Source organism: Pseudomonas sp. TE24901 (assembly GCF_054058375.1).
This window is the reverse complement of the sequence record NZ_JBSSAF010000004.1, coordinates 151,949-177,912: the sequence shown is the minus strand read 5'-3', so window position 1 is coordinate 177,912 and position 25,964 is coordinate 151,949. Positions and strand designations below refer to the sequence as shown.

The window sequence follows — 25,964 nt, the reverse complement described above, 5'->3', positions numbered from 1 at the left end:
CTCACGACCCACAGGAATACCTTCCATGTTCAACCGTATCGGCCAAGTATTTTTGTCTGCCGCCTTGTTGGCCAGCGTCGCGATGGGCAATGCCTATGCGGCGGACAAGGCCATCAACTTCGGCATCATGTCCACCGAGTCTTCGCAGAACCTCAAGAGCATCTGGCAGCCGTTCCTGGATGACATGCACAAGAAGACCGGCCTGACCATCAACGCCACCTTCGCCTCCGACTACGCCGGCCTGATCCAAGGCATGCGCTTCAACAAGGTCGACGTGGCCTGGCTGGGCAACAAGGCGGCGATGGAAGCGGTGGACCGCTCCAACGGCGAGATCTTCGCCCAGACCGCCGCCGCCAACGGCGCTGCCGGCTACTGGAGCGTGCTGATCGTGCGCAAGGACAGCCCGATCAACAACGTCGACGACATGCTCAAGAACGCCAAGAACCTGACCTTCGGCAACGGTGACCCGAACTCCACCTCGGGCTACCTGGTACCGGGCTACTACGTGTTCGCCAAGAACAACGTCGACGCCGCCACCGCCTTCAAGCGCACCCTCAACTCCAGCCATGAAGTCAACGCCTTGAGCGTGGCCAAGGGGCAGTTGGACGTGGCCACCTTCAACACCGAAAGCTGGGACCGCCTGGAAGTCACCCAGCCGGACAAGGCCGCCATGCTCAAGGTGATCTGGAAATCACCGCTGATCCCGGCTGACCCGATGGTGTGGAGCAAAGCCCTGAGCGACAGCGAGAAGACCAAGATCCGCGACTTCTTCGCCCACTACGGCGATACCGATGAAGAGAAGGCGGTGCTCAAGAACATGCAGTTGGGCAAATTCCTGCCGTCGAGCGACGACCAGTTGCTGCCGATCCGCCAGCTGGAGCTGTTCAAGCAGCGCACGATCATCAGCGCCGATGACCACCTCGAAGCCGCTGACAAAGCCAAGAAGCTCGCCGACATCGACGCTGACCTGGCCAAGCTGCAACAGCGCATCACTGAGCTCGACAAAAAGACCGCAGCCAACGGCTAACCCCCTGTAGGAACCGGGCTTTATGTGGGAGCGGGCTTGCTCGCGAATACGGTGTGTCATTCAACGCATCCCGCGACTGATACACCGCATTCGCGAGCAAGCCCGCTCCCACAGAGATCCAGTTCCCCCAGTTACCGAGAGTGATCCATGACAACTTTGCATGCAGAAGCAGTGGGCAAACGGACTTGGCCGCAATACCTCGGCTGGGGCCTGTTCCTGGTCCTGCTGGCCTGGGCCTGGCACGGCGCGGAAATGAACCCGCTGGCGCTGTACCGCGATTCCGGAAACATGGCGACCTTCGCCGCCGACTTCTTCCCGCCGGACTTCCACGAATGGCGCTCCTACCTCAAGGAGATGATCGTCACCGTGCAGATCGCCCTCTGGGGCACGGTGCTGGCGATTGTCTGCTCGGTGCCGCTGGGCATTCTCTGCGCCGACAACATCACCCCCTGGTGGGTCCACCAACCGCTGCGCCGGGTGATGGATGCCTTTCGCTCCATCAACGAAATGGTGTTCGCCATGTTGTTCGTGGTCGCCGTCGGCCTCGGTCCTTTTGCGGGTGTCTTGGCGTTGTGGATCAGCACCACCGGCGTGCTCGCCAAGCTGTTTGCCGAAGCCGTCGAGGCCATCGATCCAGGCCCGGTTGAAGGGGTACGGGCTACTGGCGCGAGTGCCTTGCAGGAAGTGATCTACGGCGTGATCCCCCAAGTGATGCCGTTGTGGGTGAGCTACGCGCTGTACCGCTTCGAGGCCAATGTGCGTTCGGCCACGGTGGTGGGCATGGTTGGGGCGGGCGGGATCGGCGTGATCCTCTGGGAAAACATCCGCGCCTTCCAGTTTGTACAAACCTGCGCGGTGCTGCTGGTGATCATCGTGGTGGTGAGCTGTATCGACGTGCTGTCCCAACGCCTGCGCAAGCAGTTCATCTGACGTCGGAGGGGTGCCCGCGCGGCGCTTTTTTTAAGCATGCAGTTGTCTAGACAAGAAGAGCCGGTGTACCGCGAACTCGCGGATATCCTGCGCCGTGAACTGAGCAGCTACAGCGCCGGCGATTTCCTGCCCGGCGAGGTGCACATGGCCGAGCGGTTTGGCGTCAATCGCCACACCCTGCGCCGTGCCATCGACGAGCTGGTGTTCGAAGGCAGCCTGTTGCGCCGCCAGGGCAAGGGCACCCAGGTGCTCGACCGCCCGCTGATCTACCCGATGGGCGCCGAGACGTCCTACAGCCAGTCGTTGTCGGCCCAGGGCGTGGGCGTGCAGGCGGTGTTGCTCAAGCGCCGCTATTGCTACGCCAGCCGTGATGAAGCGCTGCAATTGGGCATTGCCGAAATGGCGCCGATGATCGAACTGCAGACCCTGCGCAAGCTCGACCACCAGCCTGTCAGCCTGATCCGCCATCGCTACTGCGCCAGCCGTGCGCCGTTGCTGGCGGACTACAACGGCGGCTCCCTGCGCCAATACCTGCGTGAGCGTGACTTGCCGCTGACCCGCACCCAAAGCCTGATCGGTGCGCGTTTGCCCAACCGTGATGAAGCCGCGCTGCTGATGATGCCTCGGCACTTGCCGGCCCTCACCGTTTTTACCCTTTCCCGCGATCGCGACGGCCGCCCGGTGGAGCTGGCGCAGTCCACCAGCCGCTCGGATCGCTTCCAGTACCAAGTGGTGACCTGAATGGAGACCGTGATGAGTTTGTCCCCGCGTCAGCATTGGATCGGCGTGTTAGCCCGCGCCCGGCTCAGTGAACTGCAACCCCATGAAGCGGCGTTGAAAGACGTCGAGTACCACCTGATCCGCGCCCCCGAAGTCGGCATGACCCTGGTGCGCGGCCGCATGGGCGGCGACGGTGCGCCGTTCAACGTCGGTGAGATGAGCGTGACCCGCTGCGTGGTGCGCCTGGCCGATGGCCGTACCGGCTACAGCTACCTGGCCGGGCGCGACAAGGTGCATGCCGAACTGGCGGCCCTGGCCGACGCCCACCTGCAAGGCAGCCAGCCGAGCATCTGGCTCAGCGACCTGATCACCGCGCTGGCCAATGCCCAGGCCAGTCGCCGTGCGCAAAAGGAAGCCGATACCGCTGCCACCAAGGTCGAGTTCTTCACCCTCGTGCGAGGAGAAAACTGATGAATGCGCAACTGTTGCAACCGGCCTTCGTTGACCCGGTGCTGGACGCCCAGCGCGGTTTTCGCGCGGCCCTCAAGGCCCTGGCCGAACCCGGCCTGATCCAGCACCTGGCGTGCGCGCCACAGCTCGATGGCCTGGCGCCCGCCACCTACGCCCTGTGCCTGGCCTTGCTGGATGTGGACACGCCGCTGTGGCTGGCGCCGAGCTTCGACACGCCGCTGATCCGCGCCAACCTGGCGTTCCACTGCGGCTGCCCGTTCACAGCAAACCGCGAAGACGCGGTGTTCGCCTTGCTTGGTGAGCACGACCTGCTCGACCTCGGTGGCTTCGACCACGGCAACGACCGCTACCCCGACCAGTCCTGCACCGTGCTTGTGCAGCTCACTGACCTGGAGTCCGGGCGCGGCCTGCTGTGGCGTGGCCCGGGCATCAAGGCCCAGCGCCAGGTGCACCTGCCGGTGCCCCAGGCGTTCTGGTTGGAACGCCAGCGTCGCGAAGCCTTCCCCCGTGGCCTGGACGTGCTGTTTGCCGCTGGCCACCACTTGATCGGCCTGCCGCGCAGCAGCCGTGTCGCAGAGGAGCGCACCTGATGTACGTAGCCGTCAAAGGTGGCGAACAGGCCATCGACAATGCCCACCGCCTGCTCGCTAAAAAACGCCGGGGCGACACCGCGATTCCCGAACTGAGCGTGAGCCAGATCCGCGAGCAACTGCCGTTGGCCGTGGCGCGGGTGATGACCGAAGGTTCGCTGTTCGACGAAGAACTCGCCGCGCTGGCGATCAAGCAAGCGGCGGGCGACCTGGTGGAAGCGATCTTCCTGCTGCGCGCCTACCGCACCACGCTGCCGCGTTTCAGCCCGAGCCTGCCGATCGACACCTCGAAGATGCTGTTGAGCCGGCGGTTGTCGGCCACCTTCAAGGATGTGCCGGGCGGCCAACTGCTCGGCCCCACGTTCGACTACACCCACCGCCTGCTGGATTTTGCGCTGTTGGCCGAAGGCGAATACCCCGGCCCGCAGACCACGCCCGAAGCGCGCATCGACGCCTGCCCACGGGTGCTCGGGTTGCTCGCCAAAGAAGGCCTGATCAAGCACGAAACCGACGACAACGCCAGCGTCGCCGACATCACCCGCGACCCGCTGGAATACCCGGCCAGCCGTGCCGAGCGCTTGCAAGCGCTGGCCCGTGGCGACGAAGGGTTCCTGTTGGCGCTGGGGTATTCGACCCAACGTGGCTACGGCCGCAACCACCCGTTTGCCGGTGAGATTCGCATCGGTGACGTGGAGGTGTGGATCGACCCGCAAGAGCTGGGTTTTCCCATCTGCCTGGGCAGCATCGAGGTGACCGAGTGCGAGATGGTCAACCAGTTCGTCGGTTCGGCCACGGAGCTGGCGCAGTTCACGCGTGGCTACGGGTTGGCGTTCGGGCATGCCGAGCGCAAGGCCATGGGCATGGCGCTGGTGGATCGCTCGCTGCGTGCCGGCGAATACAACGAAGAAGTGGTGTCGCCGGCCCAGCGTGAAGAGTTCGTGCTGGCCCACTGCGACAACGTCGAGGCGGCCGGTTTTGTGTCGCACCTCAAATTACCGCACTACGTGGACTTCCAGTCCGAACTGGAACTGATCCGTAAACTGCGCCAACCGGCCGAGGGTTCGAGCCATGAATGACCTCACGCAATCGCCCGCGCGCGATCCGGCGTACAACTTCGCCTACCTCGACGAACAGACCAAGCGCATGATCCGTCGCGCCTTGCTCAAGGCCGTGGCGATCCCCGGTTACCAGGTGCCGTTCGGTGGCCGCGAGATGCCCTTGCCTTACGGCTGGGGCACGGGCGGCATGCAATTGACCGCCGCAATCCTCGGTGAGGATGACGTGCTCAAGGTCATCGACCAGGGCGCCGACGACACCACAAACGCCGTGTCGATCCGCCGCTTTTTTGCGCGCACGGCCGGCATCGCCACCACCGAAGCCACGCCCGAGGCCACGGTGATCCAGACCCGCCATCGCGTTCCGGAAACGCCCCTGCAGGCCGGCCAGATCATGGTCTACCAGGTGCCGATTCCCGAGCCGCTGCGCTTTATCGAGCCGTCGGAAACCGAGACCCGCACCATGCATGCGCTCAACGATTACGGGGTGATGCACGTCAAGCTCTACGAAGACATCGCCACCTTCGGCCATATCGCCACCAGCTATGCGTACCCGGTGATGGTCGACGAGCGCTACGTGATGGACCCGTCGCCGATCCCCAAATTCGACAACCCCAAGCTCGACATGAGCCCGGCGCTGATGCTGTTCGGCGCGGGCCGTGAAAAGCGTTTGTACGCTGTGCCGCCTTACACCGAGGTCACCAGCCTGGACTTTGAAGACCACCCCTTCGAAGTGCAGAAGTGGCAACACAACTGCGCCATCTGCGGCAGCCATGATTCGTTCCTCGATGAGCTGATTCTCGACGATGCGGGCACCCAGAGTTTTGTGTGCTCTGACACGTGGTACTGCGCCCAGCGCGTTCTGGAGAACAACCAATGAGCCAGGTTCTTTTGAAGCAAAAAGCCGGCGCACCACTACTGCAAGTGCGTGACCTGTCCCTGTTGTACGGCCCGGAGAAGGGCTGCCAGGGCGTGAGTTTCGATCTGTACCCCGGTGAAGTGCTGGGCATCGTCGGCGAGTCCGGCTCGGGCAAGTCCACGTTGCTCTCGCTGCTGAGCGGTCGCTTGCCACCGCAAGCGGGTTCGATTGGCTACCGCAGCAAGGACGGCGAATGGCTGGACTTGTACAGCGCCAGTGAAGCCGAACGCCGTACGTTGTTGCGCACCGAATGGGGCTTTGTCGAGCAGAACCCTCGTGACGGTTTGCGCATGGGCGTGTCGGCCGGGGCGAACATCGGCGAGCGCCTGATGGCCCAGGGCGTGCGCAATTACGAGCAACTGCGCGGTGCCGGTCTTGATTGGCTGAGCCAGGTGGAAATCGACCCGCAGCGCATCGACGACTTGCCACGCACCTTTTCGGGCGGCATGCAGCAGCGCCTGCAGATCGCTCGCAACCTGGTGTCGAGCCCGCGTCTTGTGTTCATGGACGAACCGACTGGCGGCCTGGACGTGTCGGTGCAAGCGCGCCTGCTCGACCTGCTGCGTGGCCTGGTGCGTGAGCTGGACCTGGCGGTGGTGATCGTCACCCACGATTTGGCTGTTGCACGCTTGCTGGCCGACCGCCTGATGGTGATGCGCCGTTCGCGTGTGGTGGAAACCGGGCTCACCGACCAGATCCTCGACGATCCACAGCACCCTTACTCTCAACTGCTGGTGTCTTCGGTATTGCAGCCATGACGAATGCTCTGATCGAGGTCCGTGACCTCTCGAAAACCTTCACCCTGCACCAGCAAAACGGCGTGGTGCTCAACGTGCTGCGCGGCGTCGAGTTCAGCGTGCAGGGCGGTGAATGCCTGGTGCTGCACGGCCAGTCCGGCGCCGGCAAAAGCACCTTGTTGCGCACGCTGTACGCTAACTACCTGCCGGCCGGTGGCAGCATTCGTGTACGCCATGCCGGTGAGTGGCTGGAGCTGGTGGGCGCCGAGCCGCGTGACATTTTGCAGGTGCGCCAGCAGACCCTGGGTTACGTCAGCCAATTTCTGCGGGTGATCCCACGGGTGGCTTGCCTGGACGTGGTGATGGAGCCGGCCCTGGCGCGCGGCTGGTCCAAGGCCAATGCGCAGTCACGCGCCGAACACTTGCTGACTCGCCTCAACATTCCGCAACGCCTGTGGCAACTGGCGCCCGGCACTTTCTCCGGGGGCGAGCAACAGCGCGTCAACATCGCCCGCGGCTTCATGGTGGCCTGGCCGGTAATGCTGCTCGACGAACCCACCGCGTCCCTGGACGACAACAACCGCCAGGTGGTGCTGGAACTGATGAACGAAGCCAAGGCGGCCGGCGCGGCGCTGATCGGCATCTTCCACGACCGCGCCGTCCGTGAGGCGGTTGCCGACCGCCATTTCGACATGACCCCAACGCCTGTTGCCCAAGAGGAATACGCCCATGCCCGCTGAACAGATCCTCAGTAATGCCCAGATCGTGACGGCTGATCGCATGTTCCTGGGTTCGGTGGTGCTGCGTGGCGGCAAGATCGTCGATGTCGCCGAAGGCCGCAGCCAGTTGCCCCAGGCCCGGGACCTGGAGGGTGATTTCCTGTTGCCGGGGCTGGTGGAGTTGCACACCGACAACCTGGAAAAACACATGACCCCGCGCCCCGGTGTGGATTGGCCGTCGATCTCGGCCGTGCTCAGCCATGACGCACAGATCATCGCGGCGGGGATCACCACGGTGTTCGACGCGGTGTCCATCGGCGATGTGAACCCCAAGGGCAACCGCATGAAGAAACTGCCGGCGATGCTCGATGCCATCGCGTCGGCGGAAGACGCCGGCTTGACCCGCGCCGAGCACCACCTGCACCTGCGTTGCGAGCTGTGCCACCCGGACACCCTCAGCGTGTTCCGCGACCTGGTGGAAAACCCGCTGGTGCGCCTGGTCTCGGTGATGGACCACTCGCCGGGCCAGCGCCAGTTCGTGCTCGAATCCAAGTACCGTGAGTACTACATGGGCAAGTACCACTTGAACGATGAAACCATGGACGCGTTCATCGTGTTGCAGATGGCCAACTCTCGGGAGTACAGCGACCGTTATCGTGCCGCGATTGTTGCGCATTGCCTGGAACGCGGCCTGTCGGTGGCCAGCCATGACGATGCGACGCTGGCCCATGTCGAGGAGTCGGCAGGCTATGGCATGACCATCGCCGAATTCCCGACCACGCTGGAGGCGGCCAAGGGTTGCCAGGCGCTGAACATGAAAGTCTTGATGGGCGCGCCGAACGTGGTGCGCGGTGGGTCGCACTCGGGTAATGTGGCCGCCGCTGGCCTGGCGGCTGAGGGATTGCTGGATATACTTTCCAGCGACTATTACCCGGCCAGCCTGTTGCAGGCGGCGTTTGTGCTGGCCGACCAGCAGGACGGCGGCGACCTGTCGCGGGCGGTCAAGATGATCAGCCTGGCACCGGCGCAAGCGGCGGGCCTGGCGGATCGCGGTGAAATTGCCATCGGCCTGCGCGCCGACCTGGTCCAGGCCCGCAGCCGTGAAGGGCTGCCGGTGGTGCAACAAGTGTGGCGGCAAGCGAAGAGGGTGTTTTGATGGCAGGCAGGTTGATCTATCTCATCGGGCCATCCGGTTCGGGCAAGGACAGCCTGCTGGATGCCGCCCGCCCGCGCTTGGCCGAGCGCGGTTGCCGCATTGTGCGCCGCGTGATCACCCGCTCGGCGGAAGCGGTGGGCGAAGCGGCGCAGGGTGTGAGCCCGGAGCAGTTTGCCGCGATGGAGGCTGAGGGCGCGTTTGCCCTCAGCTGGCACGCCAATGGGTTGTCCTACGGCATCCCCCGTGAGATCGACGATTGGCTGGCGGCGGGGGAAGACGTGCTGGTCAACGGCTCGCGGGCGCACCTGGGGCAGACCCGCGCGCGCTACCCGACGTCGCTCGTGCTGCTGCTGACGGTTGACCAGGCGGTGTTGCGCCAGCGCTTGATCGCGCGTGGGCGTGAGTCGCTGGCGGATATCGAAGAGCGCCTGGCGCGCAATGCCCGTTTCACTGCCGAGCTGATTGCCGGCCATGGCGCGGGTTTGTTTGTGCTGGACAACTCCGGGCCGCTGGAACACAGCGTCGAGCGTCTGCTGTGCTGCCTGAACCACGGACATTCGGCATGCGCCTGACCTTGTTGGGTACCGGCGATGCGCGGCAAGTCCCGGTGTATGGCTGCGAATGCGTGGCCTGCGCCATGGCCCGCCAGGATGCCAGCCTGCGCCGCCGACCGTGCAGCGCGCTGATCGAGTGTGGTGACCAGCGCTGGTTGATCGACAGCGGCTTGCCTGACCTTACCGAACGTTTCCCGCCGCGCAGTTTCAACGGGATTTTCCAGACCCACTACCACGCCGATCACGCCCAGGGCCTGCTGCATTTGCGCTGGGGGCAAGGGCTGGTGATTCCGGTGCACGGGCCGGCGGACCCGGAGGGCTTATCCGACCTCTACAAACACCCGGGCATCCTGGATTTCAGCCAACCTTTTGCCGCGTTCGAAACGCGGCAGTTGGGTGAGCTGACGGTGACGGCGTTGCCGCTGGAGCATTCCAAGTTGACCCTGGGTTACCTGCTGGAGGGGCAAGGGCGACGCATTGCCTACCTCACCGACACGGTCGGCCTGCCGCCAGACACGCTCGCCTGGTTGCAACGCGAACCGCTGGACGTGCTGGTGCTGGACTGCTCCATGCCGCCCCAGCCGCAAGCGCCGCGTAACCATAATGACCTGACGCTGGCGCTGCAGAGCATCGAGCAGACCGGTGCGAAACTCGGCGTGCTGACCCATGTGGGGCACACGCTGGATGCGTGGTTGGTGCAGCACCGCTCAACGCTGCCGCGCCACGTCACCGTCGGTTGGGATGGCCGTATCCTCTAGGGCAGGTCCACCGCCATCGCCGGCAAGCCGGCTCCTACCGTTCAAAGGCGCTGCGAAACCTGTGTAGGCGCTGGCTTGCCAGCGATAGCGGTAGACCAGGCAGCACCTCCCGCACAGACCACCGGCGGATTCATTTGGACGACGCCAGCAAGCCTTCGACATAGTCCACAAACGCCCGCGCCTTGGCACTCGCCAACCGGCCGGTAGGCAGTACCGCCCATAAATCCCGGGGTGGCAATTCCCAGTCCGTCAGCACGGCCCTGACTTCGCCGCTGGCAATCTCCGGGGTGAACATCCATTCCGCTGTCATTGCCAGGCCGTGGTGGGCGAGCACGCCGGCGCGTATGCCTTCGGAGGAGGTCACGCGCAGGCGGCCGTGCGCGACGACGGGGTGTTCGTGTTCACCTTGTTTGAACGGCCAGCACGCACTTTGCCCCAGGCTGTAGATCACCGCCTGGTGGTTGAGGAGGTCGGCGGGGCTTTGGGGTTCGCCGTAACGCTCGAAATACGCCGGCGTACCGAAGATCCTTGCGGGGCTCTGACTGATGCGCCGCGCCGTGAGGCTGGAGTCGTTCAGGTTGCCGATGCGCAGGGCGACGTCGATGCCTTCCTCCACAAGGTTGAGCATGCGGTCATCGAGCATCACGTCGATGTTCAGGCCGGGGTGCTGCTCCAGGAACGGCGCCAGGTGGGGAATGATGTGCAGGCGCGAGAGCGTCACGCCAGCACTCACACGCAAGTTGCCCGATAGCCCGGCGCCCACGCTGCGGGCAATGTCCTCGGTGTGGTTGATCTCATCGATCGCGCGTTTGGCGCGCTCGAAGTAGGCCCGCCCGGCTTCGGTGGGCGTCAGGCCCCGGGTGGAGCGCAACAGCAACCGCACCGCCAGGCGCGCCTCCAACTGCGCAATACTCTTGGAGACGGCCGGTTGACCGATGCCCAGGCGTTTGGCGGCCGCCGAGAACGAGCCGGTTTCGACCACGTGGACAAAGGTTTCCATGGCGGTGAGGCGGTCCATCGGGTGTCCTCTGGTTACCGGTTGAGGGCGTCGAGCATGTCCGACGGTTCTGGGCGTTGAGTGTAATCCGGGTTGACCTCGGCGTAACGGATCACGCTGTCCTGGCCGATCACAAAGCGCGCGGGCATGGGCAAGGTCCAGGAGGGATCGTCATTGATCAGCGGCAGGTTGTTGCCAAAACCTTTGTAGAGCTCGATCAAGTAGTCCGGCAGTTCAAAGCGCAGACCGAAGGCCGCGGCGACGTCATTGTGGGGATCGCTGAGGATCGGGAATTCCAGTTCGGTGATGCGCGTGGACTTGCGGCTGTTGGCTGCCGTCTGCGGCGACACCGCCACCAGTTGCGCCCCGGTGGCTTTGAGCGTCGGCAAGAAGGCCTGGAGTGCCTCCAATTCCATGTTGCAGTAAGGGCACCACACGCCCCGGTAGAACGTCAGCACCAGCGGCCCTTTTGCCAGCAGTTGTGCCGAAGACACCAGCTCGCCGTCGGCGTTCTTGAGGCTGAACAGCGGCGCCTTGTCCCCCACCTTGAGCGCGCGTTGTGCGGCGCCGGAAGCGATCAGCTCGGCGGTGGCGCGTTCCATGATCGGGTGAATATGCGCAGGCGCGTTGAACGGTGGTTTGCCGGCTTTGAAGTCGGCACGGAAGGCATCCAGTGTGGCTTGAAGTGTCATGGAGATATTCCCTCGGGAGATGAGCCGGTTGGCTGGAGAGAATGATGAGCGCGGCAGGAGAGGCGCGGAAGCGGGGTGGGGGGCATAGGCTCTATGCCAGGTTGGAATAACCGTTGGGGTAGGTTCAACATTCGGCAAAACAACCGTCAGTCCGCTTGGGCAAATCTGTGCTTGAGTAAATATAACTCTAGGGTTACTTTTGTTCGGGCCAAGCCAAGGAGGCTGCGGTGCAAAGCAGGTTATTGATCAAGGAACTGCAAGAGGCAGGTTGGGTGTTGGATCGGGTCACGGGCAGCCATCATATTTTTATCCATCGCTATAACCCGTACACGATCCCGGTGCCCCATCCAAAGAAAGACCTGCCTCTGGGCACCGTCAGAAGCATCAGGAAACGTGCCGGCTTGTTTGAGTTTTAAGGAGAGCATTCATGCAATACCCAATCTGTATCGAATGGGGCGATGACTTCACCGCCACCGGCATTCAGATCCCCGATATTCCAGGCGCTGTCACCGCCGGGGACAGTTTCGAAGAGGCCTACAACGCTGCGGTGGAAGTCGCGCACATCCTGTTGCAAGAGATGGCGGCAGAAGGTAGGCCGATTCCGCTGCCAACGTCGGTGGCGGCTCATCACACCCACGAAGACTATGCCGGGATGGGGTGGGGGATGTTAGAGCTGGATATCTCGCCCTATCTTGGCAAGACCGAGAAGGTCAATGTGACCTTGCCCGGTTATGTCATCCAGCGTATCGACAGGTATGTACGCGAGCACAACGTCAAAAGCCGCTCGTCATTCCTGGCGGACGCGGCCCTGGAAAAATTGGTGCGCTCCTGACCCGGTCCTTGTAGAAGCCGGCTTGCCGGCGATAGCGGTTTGACTGATATACCGCTATCGCAGGCAAGCCCGCTCCCACACGTCCTGCGTTTACGCGGCTACCGGCGCCGCTTCGCGGGAGGCACTCAAAAAGCGCAACAACGCCACCAGTGGGAACGCACTGCCCACCAACATCACACCCAGCCAGCCACCGTGTTCATACACGCTGCTGGCAATCGCCGAGCCGAAGGCGCCGCCGATGAAGATACTGGTCATGTACAGCGCATTCAGGCGGCTGCGGCTGTTGGCGTCGAGGGCGTAGATGGCGCGTTGGCCGAGCACCATGTTCATCTGCACGCAGAAGTCCAGCACCACGCCGGTGACGGCCAGGCCGATCACGCTGTACAGCGGGTGCACGAAGGCCGGCAGGAAGCTCAACGCGGCAAACAGCATCGCCAGCAAGGAGGCGCGGTGCGTGTGGCCGGCGTCGGCCAGGCGGCCAGCGATGGGCGCGGCAATGGCACCCAGGGCTCCGACCAGGGCAAACAGTGCGATTTCGCTTTGGCTCAGGCCATGGTTACGCGCCAATTCCAAGGGGGCGGCGGTCCAGAACAGGCTAAACGTAGCGAACATGCAGCCCTGGTAGAACGCCCGTTGACGCAACAGCGGTTGGCGCACCAGCAGGGTGCCCAACGAACGCAAGAGTTGCGCGTAGCTGGCGCTGTGGTCGGGCTGGCGCTTGGGGATGGTGAGCAGCAAGACAACACTGATAAACGCCATCAGGGCGGCGGCCGCCATGAACATCGCACGCCAGCCAAAATGATCCGCCACCACGCTGGACACCGGCCGTGCCAGCAGGATGCCGAGCAACAGGCCACCCATGATGCTGCCGACCACCCGGCCACGGGATTCGGCGGGCGCCAAGTGCGCGGCCAACGGGATGAGGATCTGCACCGACACCGAACTGAAACCGATCAGCAACGACACCAGCAGGAACAGGTTCGGCTGCTCGGTGAACGCAGCCCCCAACAGGCTGGCGATGGCCACCACGGTGGTGGTGATCATCAGCTTGCGGTTTTCCAGCAAGTCACCCAGCGGTACCAGGAAAAACAGGCCCAAGGCGTAGCCGATCTGGGTGAGCGACACGATCAGGCTGGCCATCGCCGGGGTCAGGCCGATGTCCGGCGCGATCAGCTCGATGATCGGTTGCGCGTAGTAGATGTTGGCAACGATGGCGCCGCAGCAGAACGCAAACAGCATGACCATCCCGCGGGTCATGGTGGTTGTAGCGTGTGAGGTAGCGTTCATGGTGTTCTCATAAAAGCGAAGGAAGAGGGCGTGGAAGAGTAAAGACATCGCCCTGTGGGCAGTAGGCCGCTGGCAGTGATAACACTCATGCCGCAAATTAATGACTGAATCGTTAACGTTCGGGTCGAACGGCAATGATACATTCAGTCACAACTGCCGAAACAGGAAATCCACCTTCATGAAAATCACGCTGAACAAGATGATCCTGGCCTCAACCCTTGCCGCCGCCATGGCGATTGGCCTGGCCAACGCCGCCGAAGCCCCGCGTGTGGGCGTGCGCGGCGCCATCACGGCGGTCGACGGCGACGCGATCCACGTCAAGGTCAACAGTGGCGAAGACGTCACCGTGCACCTCACCAAAGACACCCAAGTACGCGCCGTTACGCTGGCCAAGATCGACGAGATCAAGCCCGGCAGCTACATCGGCTCCGCTGCCATGCCCAATGCCGACGGCACCCTTACCGCGTTGGAAGTGCACGTGTTCCCACCGGCCATGGCCGGCACCGGCGACGGGCATCGTGCGTTCGATTTGAAAGAAGGCAGCAGCATGACCAACGGCACCGTCGGTGACCTGGTGGTGAGCAACGGCCGCACGCTGACCGTGAAGTACAAGGGCGGTGAGCAAAAGATCGTGGTGCCGGAGGACGTGCCGATCGTGAACCTGGAGCCGGGGGATCGCAGCTTGCTCAAGGTGGGGGTGAAGGTGGTGTTGTTTGCTGCGAAAGGGCCGGATGGCACGGTGACTGCCCAGGCCATCTCGGCGGGCAAGGACGGCGTAACCCCGCCGATGTAACTGCCAAACACAGAGCCAAATGTGGGAGCGGGCTTGCTCGCGAAAGCGGAGTTTCAGTCACCGAATCAATCGACTGAACCACCGCTTTCGCGAGCAAGCCCGCTCCCACAGTTTTAACCGCGTTTATTCAGTTATTGACCGTTGTAGATCTGGTCAAACACCCCACCGTCATTGAAGTGGGTTTTCTGCACGGTGCGCCAGTCGCCAAAGGTCTTCTCGACCGACAAGAACTCGACTTTCGGGAAGCGGTCGGTGTACTTGGCCAGCACCTTCGCGTCACGTGGGCGCAGGTAGTTGTTGGCGGCGATTTCCTGGCCTTCCGGCGACCACAGGTACTTCAGGTAGTCCTCTGCGGCAGCGCGGGTGCCTTTCTTCTCGACCACTTTGTCGACCACCGACACCGGCGGCTCCGCTTCGGCAGAAACGCTTGGGTAGATCACTTCGAACTGATCACGGCCGAATTCACGGGCGATCATTTCGGCTTCGTTCTCGAAGGTCACCAGCACGTCGCCGATCTGGTTGGTCATGAACGTGGTGGTGGCGGCGCGGCCACCGGTGTCCAGCACAGGCGCTTGCTTGAACAGCTTGCCGACGAAGGCCTTGGCCTTGTTTTCGTCGCCGCCGTTCTTGAGCACGTAGCCCCACGCCGACAGGTAGGTGTAGCGGCCGTTACCCGAGGTCTTCGGGTTAGGCACGATCACCTGCACGCCGTCTTTCAACAAGTCCGGCCAGTCTTTCAGGGCCTTGGGGTTGCCCTTGCGCACGATGAACACGGTGGCGGAGGTGAACGGCGCGCTGTTGTTCGGCAGGCGGGTGACCCAGTTGTCCGGCACCAGCTTGCCGTTGTCGGCCAGGGCGTTGATGTCGGTCGCCATGTTCATGGTGATCACGTCAGCCGGCAGGCCGTCGATCACCGAGCGCGCTTGTTTGCTGGAGCCGCCGAAGGACATCTGCAGGGTCAGCTTGTCGTTCGGGTGCTCGGCTTCCCAGTGCTTCTGGAAGGCGGTGTTGTAGTCCTTGTAGAAGTCGCGCATCACGTCGTAGGAGACGTTGAGCAGTGTGACGGGGGCGGCCTGGACGGCGCCCGCCAGGGCAAGGCCGGCGGCCAGGAGAGAGGCGCTAACGAGTTTTTTCACTGCTCATTCCTTGTTGTTCGAGAAGGGTGTTGATTGAGTGGGGGCAATTTGCCATCGACTATAACGGGCGCCGCATAGACGTTTAAAGATTAAAACGCTCTTTGCTTATTCCAGTTTCTTGAAAAGATTATTCCCGCAGCGCGAACAGAACGCGGCGTTCGGCTCGTGGCTGTTTTTCTTGCACACCGGGCAGTCATGTTGCAGCTGTTCACCGCGCATGGCACTCGCCAGTTCAGCGGTAAAAATCCCGGTGGGTACGGCAATGATCGAGTAACCGGTGATCATCACCAACGATGAAATTACCTGGCCCAGCGGCGTCTTCGGCACGATGTCGCCAAAACCCACGGTGGTGAGGGTCACGATGGCCCAGTAGATGCCTTTGGGAATACTGGTAAACCCGTGCTCCGGGCCTTCGATCACGTACATCAGGGTGCCGAACACCGTCACCAGGGTGCACACGCTGACCAGGAACACCACGATCTTCTGCTTGCTGCCGCGCAGCGCCGCCATCAGGTAGTTGGCCTGCTTGAGGTACGGGCTGAGCTTGAGCACGCGGAAGATGCGCAGCATGCGGATGATACGGATGATCAGCAGGTACTGCGCGTCGCTGTAATACAACGCGAGGATGCCGGGCACGATGGCGAGCAAGTCCACCAACCCATAAAAACTGAAGGCATAGCGCAACGGCTTGGGCGAGCAGTACAGCCGCAGCCCGTATTCGATCAGGAAGACGAGGGTAAAGCCCCACTCGATGTAGGCCAGCACATCGGCGTAGTTCTGGTGGATCTGGTCGATGCTGTCGAGCATCACGATCACCAGGCTGGCGAGGATGATCAGCAACAGAATGCCGTCAAAGCGCCGCCCGGCAGTGGTGTCACTCTGGAAAATCATGACGTAGAGCCGCTGGCGCCAGTCGTTGCTGCTGTCCATAAATCCCGCCTGAATCGAATATCGAGCAAGCCTAGGGGGATTCGAAGGGGCTGTCCATGCGGGGTTTGCGCAGCACCCGGGCGCCTGCGCGCACCAGCCAGCAGGCGAGGATGAACGGCGCGGTCAAGGCGGGCAGGTGCAGGGCGGCAAAGCCGGGGGTGAGGATGATCGCCAGCAGGATGCCCAGCAACGGCAGCCAGGGCTGACGCCGTACCTGGCTCAACGCCACGCCAGCCAATGCGGGGTTGTAGCTGTGCAGGCCGAGGAGGGCGCTGGCGGGTTCGTCCAGCCACAGGGCGACCAGCACGCCGATGCTGGCACCGGCCAAGGCCCATAAGGCGGCTCGGCGATTGGCGAGGAACAGGCCGAGTGCAATCAGGGCGCCGGCCAAGGGTTGGTCCAGCAACATGACTTGCGCAAGCCCGATGAAGGGCGCGGCAAGCACCGCCAGGGTGTCGGGTTCGGTGAGGGCGAATGCGCTGGGCGCGGCGGGCCCCAGCAACAGCCAGCCCAGCCCGACAAAGGGCGCGGTGTAGGCAGGCAGGTCATCCGGCTGGGCCGCATGCTTCAACCATTGCCGCGTCAGCATCGCCGAAAGCCCGCCGCACGCCAGGATCAGCGGCGGCAACAGCGCCGACCAGGCGAAGTGCTGGCTGATCAACAAGCCCAGCAGCACACCGTTATAGCTATACAGCCCGGCCTGGCGCTCGACCTTGGGGTAACCCCGGCGCTGGGCCGTGAGCAAACCGGCCACACCGCCCAGCAGCGCGCCGCCGAACAACGCCGGGGCGCCGATCAGGATGGCCAGCAGGCACAGCAGGCCGCACAGCGGCTGGCGCTGCAGGAATATCTGGCTGAAGCCATTGAGCAGGGCTTCGGCCCAGTCTGGGCAGGTTGGATTATGCATTTGGGTAAGTCAGGTAGACCGAGTTGCCCTTATCGCAGGCAAGCCAGCTCCCACCTTTTGATGTGTGAATACAGTCAAATGTGGGAGCGGGCTTGCCGCGAAGAGGCCCGAACAGGCGCTAGATCAATGTCTCGATGCGCAGCGAATTGGTCGACCCCGGCTGCCCAAACGGCACCCCCGCCGTGATCACCAACGTATCCCCGCGCTGCGCCATCCCTTGGGCCTGGGCGATTTCCAGCGCCGTGGAGCACACCTCATCCACCTGGCGCAGCCGGTCGTTGACCACCGAATGCACGCCCCACGCCACGCTCAAGCGCCGCGCCGTCGACAGGTTCGGCGTGAGGTTGAGGATCGGTGCCACCGGCCGTTCCCGTGCGGCACGCAGGCTGGAACTGCCCGACTCGCTGTAGTTCACCAGCACCGCCACCGGCAGGATGCTGCTGATACGCCGGATCGCGCAGCTGATCGCGTCCGACACCGTGGCCTCGGCCTTGGGCCGGCTCACGTCCAGCTGGGTCTGGTAGTCCGGGCCGTTTTCCACCTGGCGGATGATCTTGCTCATCATCTGCACGGCTTCCAGCGGGTACTCCCCCGAGGCGGTTTCCGCCGACAACATCACCGCGTCGGCGCCTTCGGCCACGGCGTTGGCCACATCGGTGACCTCGGCACGGGTCGGGGCCGGTGAGAAGCGCATGGACTCGAGCATCTGCGTCGCCACCACCACCGGTTTGCCCAACTGGCGGCAGGTGCTGATGATGTCCTTCTGGATCTGCGGCACGCTCTCGGCGGGCACTTCCACGCCCAGGTCGCCTCTGGCCACCATGATCGCATCGCTCAGCTCGGCAATTTCCTGCAGGCGTTGCACGGCCGAAGGCTTCTCGATCTTGGCCATCAGGAAGGCCTTGTCGCCGATCAGCTCACGGGCCTCGCGGATGTCTTCCGGGCGTTGCACGAACGACAGCGCCACCCAGTCCACGCCCAGTTCCAGGCCGAAGCTCAAGTCGCGGCGGTCCTTGGCGGTCAGTGGGCTGAGTTCCAGCAGCGCCTGGGGCACATTCACGCCTTTGCGGTCCGACAGTTCGCCGCCATTGAGCACGGTGGTGTCGATGGCGTCGGCATGCTTGGTAATCACCCGCAGGCGCAGCTTGCCGTCATCCAGCAGCAGGTCCATGCCGGGTTCCAGTGCCGCGATGATTTCCGGGTGGGGCAGGTTGACCCGGCACTGGTCGCCCGGCGTCGGGTCCAGGTCCAGGCGCAATGCCTGGCCGCGCACCAGTTGCACCTTGCCTTCGGCAAAACGCCCGACGCGCAGTTTCGGCCCTTGCAGGTCCATCAGGATGCCCAGCGGGTAATTGAGCTGGCGCTCCACCTGGCGGATCCACTGGTAGCGCTGCGCGTGGTCGGCGTGGTCGCCGTGGCTGAAGTTGAGGCGGAAGATGTTCACCCCGGCTTCCACCAGCTCGCGGATGTCATCGATGCCGTCGGTGGCCGGGCCGAGGGTGGCGAGGATCTTGACCTTCTTGTCAGGCGTCATGTGTCGGGTTCCCAAGGATCAGAATGGCGCGGAAGTCGTTGACGTTGGTGCGCGTCGGCTCGGTGACGATCAACCCGTCGAGGGCGGCGAAGTAGCCGTAGCCATTGTTGTTGTCCAGCTCGTCACTGGCCGACAGGCCGAGGGCTTCGGCGCGCGAATAGCTGCACGGCGTCATGATCGCGCCGGCGTTGTCTTCTGAGCCGTCGATGCCGTCGGTGTCACCGGCCAGGGCGTACACGCCCGGCACGCCCTTGAGGCTGTCGGTGAGGCTCAACAGGAACTCGGCGTTGCGCCCGCCACGGCCATTGCCGCGCACGGTGACGGTGGTTTCACCGCCCGACAGAATCACGCACGGCGCCGCCAGTGGCTGGCCGTGCTGCACGATCTGCCGCGCAATGCCGGCATGCACCTTGGCCACGTCGCGGGCTTCGCCCTCCAGGTCGCCGAGGATTAGCGGGCTGAAGCCGGCCTGACGGACTTTGACCGCCACGGCCTCCAGCGATTGCTGCGGGCGGGCGATCAACTGGAAGTGGCTGCGCGCGAGCACCGGGTCGCCGGGCTTGACGGTTTCCGAGGCCGGGTTCTGCAGCCAGCTGCGCACCGAGGCGGGGGCGTCGATGCTGTAGCGTTTGAGGATCGCCAAGGCCTGGGCCGAGGTGCTCGGGTCGCCGACGGTGGGGCCGGAGGCAATCACCGTGGCCTGGTCGCCCGGCACATCGGAAATCGCATAGGTGTACACCGTGGCCGGCCACGCGGCCTTGGCCAGTCGGCCACCCTTGATCGCCGAGAGGTGCTTGCGCACGCAATTCATCTCGCCAATGGTCGCGCCGGATTTGAGCAGGGCTTTGTTGATGGCTTGCTTGTCGGCCAGGGTGATGCCTTCTGCGGGCAGGGCAAGCAATGCCGAGCCGCCGCCGGAGAGCAGGAAAATCACCCGGTCGTCTTCGGTGAGGTTGCTGATCAGTTCCAGCACGCGCTTGGCCACGGCCAGGCCGGCCGCATCGGGCACTGGGTGCGCGGCTTCGACCACTTCGATTTTCTTGCACGGGGCGCCGTGCCCGTAGCGGGTGACGACAAGGCCGCTGACTTCGCCCTGCCAGCAGTTTTCCACGACGAGGGCCATGGCCGCGGCAGCCTTGCCGGCGCCGATCACGATCACACGGCCGCTGCGGTCGGCAGGCAGATAAGGTTCAAGGACTTGCCGGGGGTGGGCGGCGTCGATGGCTGTGGCAAACAGCTCGCGAAGCAGGTGTTGCGGATCGACCGACATAAGCGGGCTCCCGGGGATTTTTTGTTATTAGAGGTGCAACATTTTCGCTATGGAATGCGATCAAAAATGTGGGAGCGGGCTTGCTCGCGAAAGCGGTCTACCATTCGACATCCATGCTGGCTGGCACACCGCTTTCGCGAGCAAGCCCGCTCCCACATTCGACCGCATTTCAAAGGTAGGAGCGGCGTAGGTTATTTGTCGCGGATACTGAAATTCGCCATATGCTCCAGCCCCTTGATCAGCGCCGAGTGGTCCCAGTTGCCGCCGCCAATCGCGGTGCAGGTGCTGAACACTTGCTGGGTGCCGGCGGTGTTCGGCAGGTTGATCCCCAGCTCCTTGGCGCCGGCCAGGGCCAGGTTCAAATCCTTCTGGTGCAGATTGATGCGGAAGCCCGGGTCGAAGGTGCCTTTGATCATGCGCTCGCCGTGCACTTCGAGGATTTTCGACGAAGCAAATCCGCCCATCAGCGCTTCACGCACCTTGGCTGGGTCGGCGCCGTTCTTGGAGGCGAACAGCAGTGCTTCGGCCACCGCCTGGATGTTCAGCGCGACGATGATCTGGTTGGCGACCTTGGCGGTCTGGCCGTCACCGTTGCCGCCGACCAGGGTGATGTTCTTGCCCATGGCCTGGAATAGCGGAAGGGCGCGTTCGAAGGTCTGCGGCTCGCCGCCGATCATGATGCTCAGGGTGCCGGCCTTGGCGCCCACTTCACCGCCGGACACGGGCGCGTCGAGGTACTGCGCGCCGGTCTCGTTGATCTTGGCGGCAAACGCCTTGGTGGCGGTCGGCGAGATCGAACTCATGTCGATCACGACTTTGTTTGGCGACAGGCCTGCGGCCACGCCGTCTTTGCGGAACAACACGTCGTCAACCTGCGGGGTGTCGGGCACCATCACGATGATGAACTCGGCTTCCTGGGCGACTTGCTGCGGGTTGGCCAGGGCCACGGCGCCGGCGTCGATCAAGGCTTGCGGCGCCTTGCCGTGGTGCTCGGAAAGAAACAGTTGGTGACCTGCTTTCTGCAGGTTGGCGGCCATGGGTTGGCCCATGATGCCGGTGCCGATGAATCCGATTTTAGCCATGATCAAAATCCTCTTGTTATTCGGTATGTCGAGACCTGCCAAACGCCTCAGGCCCAATGTGGGAGCTGGCTTGCCTGCGATGGCATCAACTGGCTATGCCTGAAACACCGCGGTGCCTGCATCGCAGGCAAGCCAGCTCCCACATTTTGTTTTGCGTTTGTTCTGCTAGATCGCGTTATGGCTCTTGAGCCAGCCCAAACCGGCTTCGGTCGTGGTCAGCGGCTTGTATTCACAGCCGACCCAGCCGGTGTAGCCGATGCGGTCCAGGTGTTCGAACAGGAAGCGGTAGTTGATCTCACCGGTGCCCGGCTCGTTGCGCCCTGGGTTGTCCGCCAGCTGGATGTGGTTGATGTCATCCAGGTGGTTGGCCATGGTGCGGGCCAGGTCGCCTTCCATGATTTGCATGTGATAGATGTCGTACTGCAGGAACAGGTTGGCGCTGCCCACCTGCTCGCGAATCGACAGGGCCTGCGCCGTGTTGTTCAAGTAGAAACCTGGAATGTCGCGGGTGTTGATCATCTCCATCACCAGCTTGATCCCCGCCGCCTGCAGCTTCTCGGCGGCGTACTTGAGGTTGGCGACGAAGGTCTTTTCGACGGTTTCATCGTCAACGCCTTGCGGCCGGATACCTGCCAGGCAGTTGACCTGGGTGTTGCCCAGCACCTGGGCGTAGGCGATGGCCAGCTTGACTCCGGCGCGGAACTCCTCGACCCGGTCCGGGTGGCAGGCCAGGCCGCGTTCGCCCTTGGCCCAGTCACCGGCCGGCAGGTTGAACAGCACTTGGGTCAGGCCGTTGGCGTCCAGTTGTGCCTTGATCTCGGCAGAGCTGAACTCGTAGGGGAACAGGTATTCCACTCCCTGGAAGCCCGCATCGGCGGCCGCTTTGAAACGGGCGAGAAAGTCCTGCTCGGTAAACAGCATGGACAGGTTGGCAGCAAAGCGCGGCATAGGGTTCTCCTTAATCGAGCAGGGAAATGGCAGTCGGCGCATCGTTGCCGACCAGTGCCAGATCTTCGAATTCGTTGACGGCGTTGATCTCGGTGCCCATGGAAATGTTGGTCACACGTTCCAGAATAATCTCAACGATCACCGGAACCTTGAATTCTTCGATCATTTCCTCAGCCTTGCGCAACGCAGGTGCAATCTGCCCCGGCTCGAACACACGCAGGGCCTTGCAACCCAGGCCTTCGGCGACGGCCACGTGGTCCACGCCATAGCCATTGAGTTCCGGCGCGTTGAGGTTGTCGAAGGACAGCTGCACGCAGTAGTCCATCTCGAAACCGCGCTGGGCCTGGCGGATCAAACCCAAGTAGGAGTTGTTCACCACCACGTGGATGTACGGCAGCTTGAACTGCGCGCCCACGGCCAGTTCTTCGATCATGAATTGGAAGTCGTAGTCGCCGGACAGCGCCACCACTTTGCGGCTCGGATCCGCCTTGACCACGCCCAGCGCGGCCGGAATGGTCCAGCCCAATGGGCCGGCCTGGCCGCAGTTGATCCAGTGACGTGGCTTGTACACGTGCAGGAATTGCGCGCCGGCAATTTGCGACAGGCCGATGGTGCTGACGTAGCAAGTGTCTTTGCCGAACACCTGGTTCATCTCTTCGTACACGCGCTGCGGCTTGACCGGCACGTTGTCGAAGTGGGTCTTGCGGTGGAGGGTGGCCTTGCGCTGCTGGCAGTCGTTCAACCAGGCGCTGCGGTCCTTGAGCTTGCCGGCGGCTTTCCACTCGCGGGCCACTTCAATGAACATCGTCAGGGCGGAACCGGCGTCGGAGACGATGCCCAGGTCCGGGGTGAACACGCGGCCAATCTGCGTCGGCTCGATGTCGACGTGAATGAATTTGCGGCCTTCGGTGTACACCTCGACCGAACCGGTGTGGCGGTTGGCCCAGCGGTTGCCGATGCCCAGCACCACGTCCGACTTGAGCATCGTCGCGTTGCCGTAACGGTGGGAGGTTTGCAGACCGACCATGCCCACCATTTGTGGGTGATCGTCCGGGATGGTGCCCCAGCCCATCAGGGTCGGGATGACCGGAATGCCGGTGAGTTCAGCGAATTCCACCAGCAGTTCGCTGGCGTCGGCGTTGATCACGCCGCCACCGCTGACCAGCAGTGGGCGTTCAGCCTGGTCCAGCAGCGCCAGGGCTTTTTCCACCTGCACGCGGGTCGCCAGTGGTTTGGCCAGGGGCAGCGGCTGGTAGGCGTCGATATCGAATTCGATCTCGGCCATCTGCACGTCGAACGGCAGGTCGATCAGCACCGGCCCCGGGCGGCCGGAGCGCATTTCATAGAAGGCTTTCTGGAACGCGTAAGGCACTTGGCCCGGTTCCAGCACAGTGGTGGCCCACTTGGTCACCGGCTTGACGATGCTGGTGATGTCCACGGCCTGGAAGTCTTCCTTGTGCATGCGGGCACGTGGCGCTTGGCCGGTGATGCACAGGATCGGGATCGAGTCGGCCGAGGCGCTGTACAAGCCGGTGACCATGTCGGTGCCCGCCGGGCCCGAGGTGCCGATGCACACGCCGATATTGCCGGCCTTGGTGCGGGTGTAGCCCTCGGCCATGTGGGAGGCGCCTTCAACGTGGCGAGCAAGGACGTGATCGATGCCACCCACTTTCTGCAAAGCCGAGTACAGCGGGTTGATTGCGGCGCCTGGGATACCGAAGGCGGTGTCCACACCTTCACGGCGCATCACCAGAACGGCGGCTTCGATTGCTCTCATTTTGCTCATGGTTTTGGTGCCTCTTGCGTTTTGTAATTGTATACAAGTGGTGTCTGATCAAAGTGTATTCACGGCGAGCAGCGCAGGTCAATTCATTTTATTCGGTGGCCTTTGCGTTCGTCGGAAGGCATTTTTTCGACGTATGGAAGCTTTGTGCGAAAATATTGTATACAAAAACAAATTTCATTGTGTTCTATTTGTTTGATCGAGCATCTGATCAAACAGACCTCCACCGCTTTCCCAATAACAAAAGAAGGACGGCACCATGAGCGCTTTAACCTTGAAAATTGCCACCCAACTGGCCAGCCAGGCTTTGAACGCCGGTCGCACCATTTCGGCAGCGCCGCTGACCATTGCGGTGCTCGACAGCGGCGGCCACCTGATCACTCTGCAACGCGAAGACGGCGCCAGCCTGCTACGCCCGCAGATCGCCATCGGCAAGGCCTGGGGCGCGATCGCCCTGGGCAAAGGCTCACGCCTGCTGGCGCTGGACGCGCAACAGCGGCCGGCGTTTATCGCCGCGCTGAACAGCCTGGGGCAGGGCAGCGTCGTGCCGGCCCCGGGGGGGGTGTTGATTCGCAATGGGGAAGGGGTGGTACTGGGGGCAATCGGGATCAGCGGGGATACATCGGACATTGATGAGCAGTGTGCGATTACGGCGATTGAGGGGGTGGGGTTGTTGGCGGATGCGGGGGTGTCGGCTTGATCTTTGGGTGACCTGGCGGGCCTCATCGCAGGCAAGCCAGCTCCCACATTGGCCGGTGTTAACACCACCAATCCCTGTGGGAGCGGGCTTGCCCGCGATGCAGGCGACTCGGTCTCAAGTTAAAGCCAGATGGCATCCCACAGCGGGTAGTCGCCAAATTTCTTTACCAGCCCGGCTCTCAATGGATTGGCCACAATATATCGAGCGATGCCTTCAAGACTTTCTTCACGGCGCACCGCATGGTCGTGAAAGCCGGGTTGCCAGAGTCGACCTTGGCGCCCGGCGACTGCATTCACCACACGAGTACTGTTGGACTTCACTTGACGCATCAAATCAGCAAGTGAGCCTTTCTCCAGCGAGATGAGCCAGTGGAAATGATCCGGCATGACGACCCACGCCAAGGAGGTCGCCAGGCCCTGGTTCTGAGCAATCCTGAATTGTTGAACCACCCGGCGACCGAGTTTGAAGTCCTGGAAAATGGGTTCGCGATCCAGGGTGTTGGTCGTCAGTAAATAGATGCGGTTGGGTTCGTCATAGCGGCCGATGCGTAGGCGCTTTGAAGCGGGGAGATCAGGCATTCCTTGGCCTCTCTTCAGTGGGGGTTCTGAGAGGCTAGATCTCGGTGTGTGGTGCTGATTGGCGGGCTTTTGGCAGGATGTGTCTGCACTGGCGCTATCGCGGGCAAGCCCGCTCCCACAGGGGGCTCGCAGTGTTCATACAATGTGTGTTTGGCGCGGATCAAGTGTGGGAGCTGGCTTGCCTGCGATCGCCACACCTCGATCTCTCAGTCCGGCTCACACCCCTTCAACACCAACCGAATAATCGTCAACGCCGCCGCTTCATAATCCGCCTCATCCAGCTTGGCCTTTCCCGTTACCGCCGAAATCTGCCAGTCGAAATCCGCATAGGTCTGCGTCGCCGCCCAGATGCTGAACATCAGGTGGTTGGGGTCGATGGCGGCGATCAGGCCGCGGTCGACCCAGTTCTGGATGCAGTCGATGTTGTGCTTGGCCTGGGCGTTGAGTTGCTCGACTTGATCGGCGCTCAGGTGCGGCGCGCCGTGCATGATTTCGCTGGCGAAGACCTTGGAGGCAAACGGCAGGTCGCGGGAGATGCGGATCTTCGAGCGGATGTAGTTGCTCAGCACGACCGATGGCTCGCCCTCGGGGTTGAAGGGCGTGGAGGCGGCCAGGATCGGCTCGATGATGCTTTCGAGCACCTCGCGGTAGAGGTTGTCCTTGGACTTGAAGTAGTAATAGACGTTGGGCTTGGGCAGCCCGGCCTTGGCGGCGATGTCGCTGGTTTTGGTCGCGGCGAAGCCTTTGTCGGCAAACTCCTCGCTGGCCGCCCGCAGGATTTTTTCTTTGTTGCGCTCGCGAATGCTGCTCATAAACCTGGAGTTTCCTTGCCAAGACTGGCGGTTGCGCATGGTAGCAC

Annotated in this window: 29 protein-coding genes; 16 read left to right on the top strand and 13 right to left on the bottom strand. The window is 62.9% G+C overall.

Features of this window, described 5'->3' with window-relative positions; translation table 11 throughout:
- The first annotated feature begins 25 nt into the window (after positions 1 to 25).
- From phnD to phnP, 12 genes are all read left to right on the top strand, one after another.
- Positions 26 to 1,027, top strand: a complete 1,002-nt coding sequence (gene phnD / locus ACVWVP_RS09515; RefSeq protein ID WP_178925557.1) for a phosphonate ABC transporter substrate-binding protein — start codon at positions 26 to 28, stop codon at positions 1,025 to 1,027.
- A 147-nt stretch (positions 1,028 to 1,174) separates the two neighbouring features.
- Positions 1,175 to 1,957 (top strand): phosphonate ABC transporter, permease protein PhnE, encoded by a 783-nt coding sequence (gene phnE, locus ACVWVP_RS09510; protein WP_017136208.1) that lies wholly within the window; start codon positions 1,175 to 1,177, stop codon positions 1,955 to 1,957.
- A 36-nt stretch (positions 1,958 to 1,993) separates the two neighbouring features.
- Positions 1,994 to 2,698: a phosphonate metabolism transcriptional regulator PhnF gene (gene phnF, locus ACVWVP_RS09505; RefSeq protein WP_176998207.1), complete on the top strand. Its 705-nt coding sequence runs from the start codon at positions 1,994 to 1,996 to the stop codon at positions 2,696 to 2,698.
- A gap of 12 nt (positions 2,699 to 2,710) precedes the next feature.
- Positions 2,711 to 3,148 carry a phosphonate C-P lyase system protein PhnG gene (gene phnG, locus ACVWVP_RS09500; protein WP_259173276.1) on the top strand — a complete coding sequence of 146 codons (438 nt, stop codon included), beginning with the start codon at positions 2,711 to 2,713 and terminating at the stop codon, positions 3,146 to 3,148.
- Positions 3,148 to 3,738 (top strand): phosphonate C-P lyase system protein PhnH, encoded by a 591-nt coding sequence (gene phnH / locus ACVWVP_RS09495; RefSeq protein WP_178925554.1) that lies wholly within the window; start codon positions 3,148 to 3,150, stop codon positions 3,736 to 3,738. Before phnG ends, phnH begins: the two co-directional genes overlap by 1 nt.
- Positions 3,738 to 4,814, top strand: a complete 1,077-nt coding sequence (locus ACVWVP_RS09490) for a carbon-phosphorus lyase complex subunit PhnI (protein WP_178925553.1) — start codon at positions 3,738 to 3,740, stop codon at positions 4,812 to 4,814. The genes phnH and ACVWVP_RS09490 overlap by 1 nt, the downstream gene beginning before the upstream one ends.
- Positions 4,807 to 5,673 carry an alpha-D-ribose 1-methylphosphonate 5-phosphate C-P-lyase PhnJ gene (locus tag ACVWVP_RS09485; RefSeq protein ID WP_457405422.1) on the top strand — a complete coding sequence of 289 codons (867 nt, stop codon included), beginning with the start codon at positions 4,807 to 4,809 and terminating at the stop codon, positions 5,671 to 5,673. The genes ACVWVP_RS09490 and ACVWVP_RS09485 overlap by 8 nt, the downstream gene beginning before the upstream one ends.
- The gene (phnK, locus tag ACVWVP_RS09480; RefSeq protein ID WP_178925551.1) at positions 5,670 to 6,470 is read left to right on the top strand and encodes a phosphonate C-P lyase system protein PhnK; all 801 of its coding nucleotides are present in this window, start codon (positions 5,670 to 5,672) and stop codon (positions 6,468 to 6,470) included. The genes ACVWVP_RS09485 and phnK overlap by 4 nt, the downstream gene beginning before the upstream one ends.
- Complete coding sequence (phnL, locus tag ACVWVP_RS09475) at positions 6,467 to 7,189, top strand: phosphonate C-P lyase system protein PhnL (protein WP_457405419.1); 723 nt, start codon at positions 6,467 to 6,469, stop codon at positions 7,187 to 7,189. The genes phnK and phnL overlap by 4 nt, the downstream gene beginning before the upstream one ends.
- Positions 7,179 to 8,324 (top strand): alpha-D-ribose 1-methylphosphonate 5-triphosphate diphosphatase, encoded by a 1,146-nt coding sequence (locus ACVWVP_RS09470; RefSeq protein ID WP_457405416.1) that lies wholly within the window; start codon positions 7,179 to 7,181, stop codon positions 8,322 to 8,324. Before phnL ends, ACVWVP_RS09470 begins: the two co-directional genes overlap by 11 nt.
- A complete protein-coding gene (gene phnN, locus ACVWVP_RS09465; RefSeq protein ID WP_457405414.1) occupies positions 8,324 to 8,896 on the top strand; it encodes a phosphonate metabolism protein/1,5-bisphosphokinase (PRPP-forming) PhnN in 573 nt (190 codons plus the stop codon). The genes ACVWVP_RS09470 and phnN overlap by 1 nt, the downstream gene beginning before the upstream one ends.
- Entirely contained in the window at positions 8,887 to 9,636 is a 750-nt protein-coding gene (phnP, locus tag ACVWVP_RS09460; protein ID WP_178925547.1) for a phosphonate metabolism protein PhnP, read from the top strand. Before phnN ends, phnP begins: the two co-directional genes overlap by 10 nt.
- Positions 9,637 to 9,766: 130 nt before the next feature.
- Here the strand turns inward: phnP and ACVWVP_RS09455 are convergent, their stop codons facing one another.
- Together ACVWVP_RS09455 and ACVWVP_RS09450 are read right to left on the bottom strand one after the other, a co-directional pair.
- On the bottom strand, positions 9,767 to 10,654 hold the full coding sequence (locus ACVWVP_RS09455; RefSeq protein ID WP_178925546.1) for a LysR family transcriptional regulator: 888 nt from the start codon (positions 10,652 to 10,654) through the stop codon (positions 9,767 to 9,769).
- Between the two features lie 14 nt (positions 10,655 to 10,668).
- Positions 10,669 to 11,325 (bottom strand): peroxiredoxin-like family protein, encoded by a 657-nt coding sequence (locus tag ACVWVP_RS09450; protein ID WP_178925545.1) that lies wholly within the window; start codon positions 11,323 to 11,325, stop codon positions 10,669 to 10,671.
- A gap of 227 nt (positions 11,326 to 11,552) precedes the next feature.
- On the opposite strand from ACVWVP_RS09450, the gene ACVWVP_RS09445 reads away from it, so the two are divergent.
- Positions 11,553 to 11,741, top strand: coding sequence for a type II toxin-antitoxin system HicA family toxin (locus ACVWVP_RS09445; RefSeq protein WP_178925544.1), 189 nt, complete (start codon positions 11,553 to 11,555; stop codon positions 11,739 to 11,741).
- Between the two features lie 11 nt (positions 11,742 to 11,752).
- Positions 11,753 to 12,157 (top strand): type II toxin-antitoxin system HicB family antitoxin, encoded by a 405-nt coding sequence (locus ACVWVP_RS09440; RefSeq protein WP_178925543.1) that lies wholly within the window; start codon positions 11,753 to 11,755, stop codon positions 12,155 to 12,157.
- Between the two features lie 90 nt (positions 12,158 to 12,247).
- Here the strand turns inward: ACVWVP_RS09440 and ACVWVP_RS09435 are convergent, their stop codons facing one another.
- Positions 12,248 to 13,444, bottom strand: coding sequence for an MFS transporter (locus tag ACVWVP_RS09435; RefSeq protein WP_178925542.1), 1,197 nt, complete (start codon positions 13,442 to 13,444; stop codon positions 12,248 to 12,250).
- Between the two features lie 178 nt (positions 13,445 to 13,622).
- Between ACVWVP_RS09435 and ACVWVP_RS09430 the strand changes: the two genes are divergently transcribed.
- Positions 13,623 to 14,237 (top strand): DUF5666 domain-containing protein, encoded by a 615-nt coding sequence (locus tag ACVWVP_RS09430; protein WP_176998194.1) that lies wholly within the window; start codon positions 13,623 to 13,625, stop codon positions 14,235 to 14,237.
- Positions 14,238 to 14,368: 131 nt separating this feature from the next.
- Here ACVWVP_RS09430 and ACVWVP_RS09425 read toward each other — a convergent pair whose 3' ends face one another.
- The 8 genes from ACVWVP_RS09425 to gcl form a co-directional block, all read right to left on the bottom strand.
- On the bottom strand, positions 14,369 to 15,373 hold the full coding sequence (locus tag ACVWVP_RS09425) for a sulfate ABC transporter substrate-binding protein (RefSeq protein ID WP_178925540.1): 1,005 nt from the start codon (positions 15,371 to 15,373) through the stop codon (positions 14,369 to 14,371).
- A 105-nt stretch (positions 15,374 to 15,478) separates the two neighbouring features.
- On the bottom strand, positions 15,479 to 16,303 hold the full coding sequence (locus ACVWVP_RS09420; RefSeq protein WP_178925539.1) for an ion transporter: 825 nt from the start codon (positions 16,301 to 16,303) through the stop codon (positions 15,479 to 15,481).
- 31 nt (positions 16,304 to 16,334) lie between these two features.
- Complete coding sequence (locus ACVWVP_RS09415; RefSeq protein ID WP_457405410.1) at positions 16,335 to 17,210, bottom strand: urea transporter; 876 nt, start codon at positions 17,208 to 17,210, stop codon at positions 16,335 to 16,337.
- 118 nt (positions 17,211 to 17,328) lie between these two features.
- Positions 17,329 to 18,744: a pyruvate kinase gene (pyk, locus tag ACVWVP_RS09410; protein WP_176998190.1), complete on the bottom strand. Its 1,416-nt coding sequence runs from the start codon at positions 18,742 to 18,744 to the stop codon at positions 17,329 to 17,331.
- Entirely contained in the window at positions 18,734 to 20,014 is a 1,281-nt protein-coding gene (locus ACVWVP_RS09405; RefSeq protein WP_457405407.1) for a glycerate kinase type-2 family protein, read from the bottom strand. The genes pyk and ACVWVP_RS09405 overlap by 11 nt, the downstream gene beginning before the upstream one ends.
- 191 nt (positions 20,015 to 20,205) lie before the next feature.
- Positions 20,206 to 21,096: a 2-hydroxy-3-oxopropionate reductase gene (locus ACVWVP_RS09400; RefSeq protein ID WP_071496242.1), complete on the bottom strand. Its 891-nt coding sequence runs from the start codon at positions 21,094 to 21,096 to the stop codon at positions 20,206 to 20,208.
- 165 nt (positions 21,097 to 21,261) lie between these two features.
- Complete coding sequence (hyi, locus tag ACVWVP_RS09395; RefSeq protein ID WP_259173265.1) at positions 21,262 to 22,044, bottom strand: hydroxypyruvate isomerase; 783 nt, start codon at positions 22,042 to 22,044, stop codon at positions 21,262 to 21,264.
- A gap of 10 nt (positions 22,045 to 22,054) precedes the next feature.
- Positions 22,055 to 23,830: a glyoxylate carboligase gene (gene gcl, locus ACVWVP_RS09390; protein ID WP_178925534.1), complete on the bottom strand. Its 1,776-nt coding sequence runs from the start codon at positions 23,828 to 23,830 to the stop codon at positions 22,055 to 22,057.
- Between the two features lie 256 nt (positions 23,831 to 24,086).
- On the opposite strand from gcl, the gene ACVWVP_RS09385 reads away from it, so the two are divergent.
- On the top strand, positions 24,087 to 24,527 hold the full coding sequence (locus ACVWVP_RS09385) for a GlcG/HbpS family heme-binding protein (protein WP_178925533.1): 441 nt from the start codon (positions 24,087 to 24,089) through the stop codon (positions 24,525 to 24,527).
- Positions 24,528 to 24,646: 119 nt separating this feature from the next.
- Here ACVWVP_RS09385 and ACVWVP_RS09380 read toward each other — a convergent pair whose 3' ends face one another.
- Together ACVWVP_RS09380 and ACVWVP_RS09375 are read right to left on the bottom strand one after the other, a co-directional pair.
- Entirely contained in the window at positions 24,647 to 25,105 is a 459-nt protein-coding gene (locus ACVWVP_RS09380) for an REP-associated tyrosine transposase (protein ID WP_259173264.1), read from the bottom strand.
- A gap of 206 nt (positions 25,106 to 25,311) precedes the next feature.
- Complete coding sequence (locus tag ACVWVP_RS09375) at positions 25,312 to 25,917, bottom strand: TetR/AcrR family transcriptional regulator (protein WP_176998184.1); 606 nt, start codon at positions 25,915 to 25,917, stop codon at positions 25,312 to 25,314.
- Positions 25,918 to 25,964: the final 47 nt, after the last annotated feature.